Annotated in this window: 9 protein-coding genes; 5 read left to right on the forward strand and 4 right to left on the reverse strand. The window is 64.1% G+C overall.

Annotated elements, in window-relative coordinates; genetic code table 11:
* The 4 genes from H5T60_09250 to H5T60_09265 all read right to left on the reverse strand — a co-directional run.
* Nucleotides 1-1,228: hypothetical protein (locus tag H5T60_09250; GenBank protein MBC7242616.1), on the reverse strand; the 1,228-nt coding region annotated here is incomplete at its 3' end.
* Between the two features lie 27 nt (nt 1,229-1,255).
* Complete coding sequence (locus H5T60_09255; GenBank protein ID MBC7242617.1) at nt 1,256-2,068, reverse strand: SDR family NAD(P)-dependent oxidoreductase; 813 nt, start codon at nt 2,066-2,068, stop codon at nt 1,256-1,258.
* A complete protein-coding gene (locus tag H5T60_09260) occupies nt 2,068-2,970 on the reverse strand; it encodes an ROK family protein (protein MBC7242618.1) in 903 nt (300 codons plus the stop codon). The genes H5T60_09255 and H5T60_09260 overlap by 1 nt, the downstream gene beginning before the upstream one ends.
* Before the next feature lie 155 nt (nt 2,971-3,125).
* On the reverse strand, nt 3,126-3,695 hold the full coding sequence (locus H5T60_09265) for a DUF1349 domain-containing protein (GenBank protein MBC7242619.1): 570 nt from the start codon (nt 3,693-3,695) through the stop codon (nt 3,126-3,128).
* Nucleotides 3,696-3,985: 290 nt separating this feature from the next.
* On the opposite strand from H5T60_09265, the gene rpsB reads away from it, so the two are divergent.
* The 5 genes from rpsB to uppS form a co-directional block, all read left to right on the forward strand.
* Nucleotides 3,986-4,912, forward strand: a complete 927-nt coding sequence (gene rpsB, locus H5T60_09270; GenBank protein ID MBC7242620.1) for a 30S ribosomal protein S2 — start codon at nt 3,986-3,988, stop codon at nt 4,910-4,912.
* A 28-nt stretch (nt 4,913-4,940) separates the two neighbouring features.
* Nucleotides 4,941-5,534, forward strand: coding sequence for a translation elongation factor Ts (tsf, locus tag H5T60_09275; protein MBC7242621.1), 594 nt, complete (start codon nt 4,941-4,943; stop codon nt 5,532-5,534).
* A gap of 72 nt (nt 5,535-5,606) precedes the next feature.
* Nucleotides 5,607-6,329: a UMP kinase gene (locus H5T60_09280; GenBank protein MBC7242622.1), complete on the forward strand. Its 723-nt coding sequence runs from the start codon at nt 5,607-5,609 to the stop codon at nt 6,327-6,329.
* Nucleotides 6,330-6,369: 40 nt separating this feature from the next.
* Nucleotides 6,370-6,927 carry a ribosome recycling factor gene (frr, locus tag H5T60_09285; protein ID MBC7242623.1) on the forward strand — a complete coding sequence of 186 codons (558 nt, stop codon included), beginning with the start codon at nt 6,370-6,372 and terminating at the stop codon, nt 6,925-6,927.
* 116 nt (nt 6,928-7,043) lie between these two features.
* Nucleotides 7,044-7,614 (forward strand): di-trans,poly-cis-decaprenylcistransferase (gene uppS, locus H5T60_09290; protein MBC7242624.1); only part of this gene is annotated, 571 nt, incomplete at its 3' end.

Consider the following 7,614-nt stretch of genomic DNA (forward strand, 5'->3'; position numbering starts at 1 on the left):
CGGCCTGGGCCTGCGTGGCGCAGGAGACCGGGAAATAGTAGTAGGCCTCATCCAGCGGGACAAACTCTACTACTGCCGGGTCGAACGCCGCCACGCCGCGATGGCCGTGCAGTTTGGAGCGGGCCACCGGCACTTCCTCCCAATCGCCCCACTCGGGGCCCAGCCGGATGCGGGGCAAGTCCCGGTCCATCAACAACAGCTCGACCGCTTCGGAGGAGGGCGGGGAGTTCTCCTTGCCGGCCACCTCGCGCACCAGGGCGCCGCGGCCGTCCGGCCGCAGTCCAACGATGACCGCCAGGTCGTTCTCGGTGATTTCGTCTTTATTGATGGGGCGGGCACTGCCGGTGATGGTGGTGATGAGGGCGTTCAGCGCCGGCTCCCATGTGGCGAAGCATCCCTCGCTGTACTGGCGCGCTACGGCGTCCTCGATGTACGGCACTTCCACCAGGTCGCTGATGCGCACCATATCGGTGAAGAAACTGCGCCGGCCCAGCTCGCGCGCGGCGCGGGCCATGGCGGCCGGCGTCCTCAGCTCATCCCATATCTCCCGCGGGATAGGTTCGCCGATGATCTGATGTTCGGTGACCTCGTGGGTACAGGCGTAGGTGGCCATGCGCAGCGCCAGCTCATCGCAGAAGGCGGAGAAGTCCGCTCCGCTCAGGCGGGGGTGTGCGCCGGCCAGGTCAAAGACATATGCCTCTTCGACCTTTTCATCGCCGACCACCAGCACGGAACGGATGCTCTTGGCCTGGGCCTGCACGACCCGTTCCAGGGCCAGGATGGGGCCGGCGCGCTTGCCCTGTTCGTACAGCACCTGACAGGCCTGCGGGGCCAGGCCGGCGAAATGAAAGTCGGCCGGCTCCGGGGCAGGCCGCGCCAGTGTCCGGCGCAGTCGCTCCATGGCCCGCTGAAAGGCGTCCGGCAGGATGTGCACCAGCGTGAACAAGGTTGGGGTGCGCTGAAGCCGGAAGCGCCGGCGTGCAGTGAATAACAGCGCCTGGCGCCAGCTCAGCGGTTCCTCGAAACGGGCGGTGGTGAGAAGCACTTCAGTATCCGGGGCCGGCTCCTCCAGCACATAGTGGCCGCGCTGGCGGAAGCGCTCCAGCAAGCCGCGGACGACGCGTTCCAGCAGGGGATGGGCCGGCCCAGGGACATAGGCGACCTTGAGCGGGTACAGCCAAGAGTGTAGTGGACGTGCGATGAAAGCGTCCGTGCGGTACTGTTCCATGGATGAGCGATCCTTTCCTTGCGGAAATTACTGTCCTTGCGTGTCAGGCCTGGTGCGCCTGTCCCAGCCCTCGAAATGGAAGACCCGCACCAGCCAATCTCCCAATCGCGGGGAGAGGGTGTTGAGATATACCAGCGCCTTGGCGTAGCGCGGGACAATGACCTCGGGCTGACGCCGGCGGATAGCCCGCACGACGGCGTGGGCGACCTGCGCCGGCGGGATTTTGGCCGAGATGCGTGGGACATCCAGGTAGTCAATCAGCGGGGTGTCCACCCGTCCCGGAAAGACCGTGGTGACGAATATCCCGTACGGGCGCAGTTCCTGCCGCATCACCTCTCCCAGACCGCGCAGGGCATACTTGGCGGCCACGTACGGCGCGTCGAGCGGCATGCCCTTCTGCGCGTCCATGGAGCTGATCAGCACAATATGCCCCCGCCGGCGCTCCAGCATGGCCGGCAGGGCCTCGACGACGAGATAGAGCGCGCCGTAAAAGTTGACCTGGAGGGATTCCTCGAAGTGCTCCACGCGCATGGCCGGCACCGGTGTGCGGATATAGGCGCCGGCGTTGGCGACCAAGATGTCGATCTGTCCCCATGTCTCCAGTGTCTGACGCGCCAGGCGGGCGACGTCCTCGCGCCGGCGGACGTCCGTCGGGATGACCAGCGCCTGGCGCCCCAGCCGGCGCACGGCCTCCGCCGTCTCCTCCAGCTTATCCGCGGAGCGGGCGGCCAGGGCGATGTGGGCGCCGCACTGCGCCAGCGCCAGCGCTGTAGCGCGGCCGATACCGCTCGAAGCACCGGTGACGATGGCGACCTGGTCGAGGAAAGGCTGTTGGGGCATCATTCCCCTCCGGCATACAAAGCTTGTTGGGCCAGGGCGATGGCGCCCAGGACGCCGGCGCGTGTGCCCAGCGCCGGCGGCACGATATAGCGCTCGATATCCTGTAGGAGCATTGGGCTGGCCGTGTAGCCGTTGAGAAGCTGGAGCAGTCGCTGACGGATGCGGGGAAAAAGATGGGACTGCTCCATGACTCCGCCGCCCAGGATCATCCGTTGGGGGGCCAGCGCATACACCAGGTTCATGAGGCCCAGGGCGAGATATTCCGCCTCCAGCTCCCAGGCGGGATGGTCGGCGGGCAGGGTTTCCGCCGGCCGGCCCCAGCGCGCCTCCAGGGCGGGGCCGGCGGCCAACCCCTCCCAACAGTCGCCGTGAAAGGGGCAGGTGCCGGGGAAGGGATCGCGCCGGCGGTCATGGGGGATGCGCATATGCCCCATTTCGGGATGGGCCAGGCCGTGCAGTAGGCGGCCGTGCACCACAGCGCCGCCCCCAATGCCGGTGCCGATCGTCAGATAGACCAGGGTATGCAGACCCTGGCCGGCGCCCCACCGCCATTCGGCCAGCGCGGCGGCGTTCACATCAGTATCGAACGCCACCGGCAGGCCCAGGGCGCGCCGGACCGCGCCGGCGAAATCGGTGTTGGCCCAGCCGGGCTTGGGCGGTATGGTGATGTAGCCGAAGGTGGGAGATGTCGGGTCCGCGTCCAGCGGCCCAAAGGAGGCGATGCCGATGGCCGAGAGCGCCGGCCCGCCGGCATCCTGCCACTGGCGGAAGAAGGCGATGGCGCGGCGGATGGTCTCTTCCGGAAAGGTGGTCGGGAAGCGCTCTTCTGCCCGGATGTCGTCCGGGCCGCTGCCGACGGCGCAGACGAATTTGGTGCCGCCGGCCTCGATGCCGCCGTACAAGGGTGTATCTTTCATGGTGATTGTTGCTCCTCCAGGCCCATACCGGACGGGGAGGTGAACATATAAGGCCGGCAGGTTACCTGAAAATGATAACACCGGCGGGGCGGGGCAGGGTGCGGCCTGTTCGAAAGAGAGCGGCGAAGGGGCGGCCGGCGTCAGGGATGCGGCTGGCGCGGCTGGATAATTTCCAGCTCCTCGAACGAGGCGCTGAAGCCGCGGCCCATGGGGGAGGCCAAGTAAGGGCCGACCTCCAGAGCCAGCGCATCGGAGAGATGGCATTCCCGCACGGGGAAATAATGCTTGCCATCTAAGGAAGCGGACACGACTACTGCGTCGCGATCGCGCTCCATACGCAGCCAGATGCTGTTCTTATCGACGGGCCGGCTGATCGCCCAATCGGAGAAGTCGAGGGTCAGCACGCTGGTCAGATAGCAGATACCCTCGATGTATTCCAGGCCGGCGCGCAGCCAGGTGGCCGCATCGGCCACGACCATCAAGCCGGCCTGGTCATATGGGCTTTCAAATCGGCCGCTGACGCGCACCTGGGCGATGAAGTCGCCGCGCACCTGGACGGCGTAGAGATGGCCGTTCTCGGAGATAAAGCCGCTCCGAGTCTTGCGCCAGAAGTGGGTCTGCGGCCGGGCCTGCGCGGTCAGCCGGCCCTTCTCGTCCCACTGCCAGGCCGCCGGCTCGTGGGTCCATACCGCCTCAGTCTTGATCATCATGTTCCGCCCCTATTCGTGCTCCGCATCGCGCAGCCGATGCCGAATTAAACTATATTGTAGCATGGGCCGGCAAGGCGCGCAAGTGTCGGTAAAATTTGCCCGAATATGTCCCCTGTGATATACTTGCCGCATGCAGTTTTATCACGCACGCCCATCGGACTGTTTGGGTCGTGCCGGCTGACGGCGTATGGTCGGACACAATGATGTGCCCGACATTGTTCTGTCAGGCGGTCCCCGGGCAGGCGGATGTTGGGCGGACGTACAACGACCATCAGGAGGAACAGAAACAAATGGCTATCGTCACAATGAAAGCACTGCTCGAAGCCGGCGTCCACTTCGGACACCGCACCCGCCGTTGGAATCCGAAGATGAAGTCGTACATCTTCACGGAGCGCAACGGCATCCACATCATTGACCTGCAGCAGACCGTCGCACAGTTGGAAAAGGCCTATGCGCTGGTGCGCGATACCGTGAGCAAAGGGGGCATCGTGCTCTTCGTTGGCACCAAGCGCCAGGCCCAGGAGACCATCGAGGAGCAGGCCAAGCGCTGCGGCATGCCCTATGTCAATGAGCGCTGGCTGGGCGGCACCCTGACGAACTGGGTCACCATCCGCCGGCGGATTGACAAGCTCATCGAGATGGAACAGCAGTTGGCCAGCGGCGAGTTCAGCCGGCTGACCAAGAAAGAAGCCCTGTCCAAACAGCGGCTCATCGCCAAGCTTCAGCGCCGGCTGGGCGGCCTGCGCGATATGCACCGCCTGCCCGACATCGTCTTTATCACCGACACCACCCGAGAGGAGCTGGCGGTCAAAGAAGCCAATCGTCTGGGCATCCCCATCATCGCGATGGTGGATACCAACAGCGACCCAGACCCGATTGATATCTGCATCCCCTCCAACGACGATGCCATCCGCGCCATCAAGCTCATCGTCGGCAAGATCGCGGACGCGGTGATCGAGGGCCAGAACCTGCGGGCTACCCTGCAGGCGGAGGCCGAGGAAGAGGAAGAGATTGAGGAAATCCCGGAGGCGGAAGGGGATGAGCGCTATCTGGCGCCTGATTTGTTGGCCCGGGTGAAGGCCGGCGAGTTCGGCGGCGAGTCCGAGTCCGAGGACGAGGGCGAAGACGAGGAGTGGGAGGACGAGGACATCCCCGCCGCCGAGCTGGCGGATGACGAGGATGAGGGCGAGGAAGAGAAAGAGGAAGAGGAAGAATAATACTGCCACTGCAGGAGGATATACTACCGTGACTGTTTCGACCGAAGACATCAAGCAACTGCGTGCAATGACCGGTGCCGGCATCCTGGAGTGCCGCAAGGCGCTGGAAGAGGCCGGCGGCGATCTGAATAAGGCCGTGGAAATCCTGCGCGAGAAGGGCGTGGCCAAGGCCGCCAAAAAGGCCGACCGCGAGGCGCACGAGGGCATTATCGGGCATTACGTGCACACCGGTGCCCGCGTGGCGGCGCTCGTCGAGCTGAACTGCGAGACGGATTTCGTCGCCCGCACGCCCGAGTTCCAGCAGTTGGCGCATGACCTGGCGATGCAGGTTGTGGCCGCCAGCCCGCAGTACATCCGGCCGGAGGACATTCCGCCCGAGGTGCTGGAGCGGGAGAAGGCGATCTACCGCGCCCAGCTCGCCGATTCGGGCAAGCCGGCGGAGGTCATCGAAAAGATTGTCGAGGGCAAGCTTCAGAAGTTCTATGAGGAAGCCTGCCTCCTGAACCAGCCCTTTATCAAAGATGGCAACATCACCGTGGGCGAGCTTATCACCCAGGCCATCGCCAAGATGGGGGAGAACATCGTCGTCCGGCGCTTCGTGCGCTTTTCGGTGGGAGAATAATCCCCCCAATTCAGTACGGTATGACTGGCCTGCTTATGCAGGCCAGTCCCATCTTGCATAAAGGTTGTGTGTATGAGCAATGTGAAGTACCGCAGGATCATTCTGAAGTTGGGCGGTGAGTCCCTTGCCGGCCCAAGTGGCTTTGGCATTGACCCTCATCGGGCCGATGAAGTGGCACAGATGATCAAGCATGTCAAAGAGGCCCATGAGGTGGAGATCGCCATCGTGCTGGGCGCCGGCAACCTCTGGCGCGGCAAGGACGGCCTGGCCCACGGCATGGAGCGGGCGACCGCCGACCATATGGGCATGCTGGCCACGGTGATGAACGCCCTGGCCCTGCAGGACGCTCTGGAGCGCGCCGGCGTGGTCACCCGTGTGCAGACGGCCATCGAGATGAAAGCCATCGCTGAACCGTACATCCGCCTGCGCGCCATCCGCCATCTGGAGAAGGGGCGGGTGGTCATCCTTGGGGCCGGCACCGGCAACCCCTACTTCACCACAGACACCGCCGCCGCTCTGCGCGGTATGGAGATCAACGCCGAGGTGCTGGTCAAGGCCACCAAAGTGGACGGCGTATATGCCGAAGACCCGATGATCAATCCCAACGCCAAAAAGTTCGACCGCCTGAGCTACATCGAGGCGCTGAACATGCGCGTGGGGGTGCTGGACAGCACCGCCATCTCGCTGTGCATGGACAATGACCTGCCCATCGTGGTGGTGAATCTCTGGAAGCCGAACACCCTGGAGAAAGTGGTCTTGGGCGAGCCGGTGGGCACCATCATCTGTCGCGGCTAGCCGCAGGACCGCGAGTAACGCGGTAAGGAAGGAGGCGCCCATGATCGAAGAAGTATTAGCCGAAGCAACCGAGAAAATGGAAAAAGCGGTGGAGGCGCTTCAGGCAGACCTGCGCGCGCTGCGCACCGGGCGCGCCAGCCCGGCGCTGGTGGAGCGCATCAAAGTGGATTATTACGGCACTCCGACCCCGCTGAACCAGCTCGCCACGATCTCGGTGCCGGAGCCGCGGCTGTTGACCATTCGGCCGTGGGATGCCAGCATTCTCTCCGCCATCGAGAAGGCTATCCTGAAGTCGGACCTGGGGTTGACGCCGAACAACGACGGCAAGATCATCCGACTGGTCATCCCGCGGTTGAACGAGGAGCGCCGGCAGGAGCTGGTCAAGATCGTCAACAAGCGGGTGGAAGAGGCGCGCGTGGCGGTGCGCAACATCCGCCGCAGTGCCATTGACGACCTGCGCGAGCTGGAAAAGGAGAAGATCATCTCCGAGGACGACTTCCATAAGGGGCGGGACAAGGTCCAGGAGCTGACGGACCAGTTCATCGCCCGCATTGACGAGCTGGGCAAGCTAAAGGAAAAGGAAATCCTGGAGATTTAGCCGGTCGGCTTCCTCGGAATGCATCTCAAGTAACCCGGTGAGGCGAGGGCTCGCGCCAGGCGATCTCCTCGCCCTTTTTCTTCGCCGGCCTGCCCGAAAGAGAAGGAGCCTGAACTATGGCGACAGAAGGATATGAACCCCTGACGCGTGTGCCCACCCATGTGGCCATCATCATGGATGGCAACGGGCGCTGGGCCAAAGCGCACGGCTTGCCGCGCGTCGCCGGCCACCGCGCCGGCACCGAAAACATCCGGCGCATCCTGGAGGCCTGCGTCGACTTCGGTGTGAAAATCCTGACCCTGTATGCGTTCTCGACGGAAAACTGGTCGCGCCCGCAGGAAGAAGTGGATCACCTGATGCGCCTGTTCAGCGAGGTCATTGACCGGGAGACAAAGCGCCTCAAGGCCCAGGGGGTACAGATCCGCCATATCGGCAGTCTGGAGCGCATCCCCGAGCATCTGCAGAACAAGATGCGCTCTGCCATCGAGCAGACGAAGGACAACGACCGCATCATCCTCAACGTGGCGCTGAATTACGGCGGCCGGCAGGAGATCGTCCATGCCATCCGCCGCATGATGGCGGATGGCCTGACGCCGGAACAGGTGACAGAAGAGGTGGTCAGCTCATACCTGTACACCGCCGGCTTGCCGGACCCGGACCTCATCATCCGCACCGCCGGCGAGATGC

The sequence above is a fragment of the Anaerolineae bacterium genome (genome assembly GCA_014360855.1).
Taxonomy (GTDB): Bacteria; Chloroflexota; Anaerolineae; order JACIWP01; family JACIWP01; genus JACIWP01.

Bases quoted from the DNA above. Each gene is read 5' to 3' on its own strand.
- rpsB (MBC7242620.1), top strand. From the start codon at position 3,986: ATGGCTATCGTCACAATGAAAGCACTGCTCGAAGCCGGCGTCCACTTC.
- H5T60_09280 (MBC7242622.1), top strand. From the start codon at position 5,607: ATGAGCAATGTGAAGTACCGCAGGATCATTCTGAAGTTGGGCGGTGAG.
- frr (MBC7242623.1), top strand. From the start codon at position 6,370: ATGATCGAAGAAGTATTAGCCGAAGCAACCGAGAAAATGGAAAAAGCG.
- H5T60_09255 (MBC7242617.1), bottom strand. From the start codon at position 2,068: ATGCCCCAACAGCCTTTCCTCGACCAGGTCGCCATCGTCACCGGTGCT.
- H5T60_09265 (MBC7242619.1), bottom strand. From the start codon at position 3,695: ATGATGATCAAGACTGAGGCGGTATGGACCCACGAGCCGGCGGCCTGG.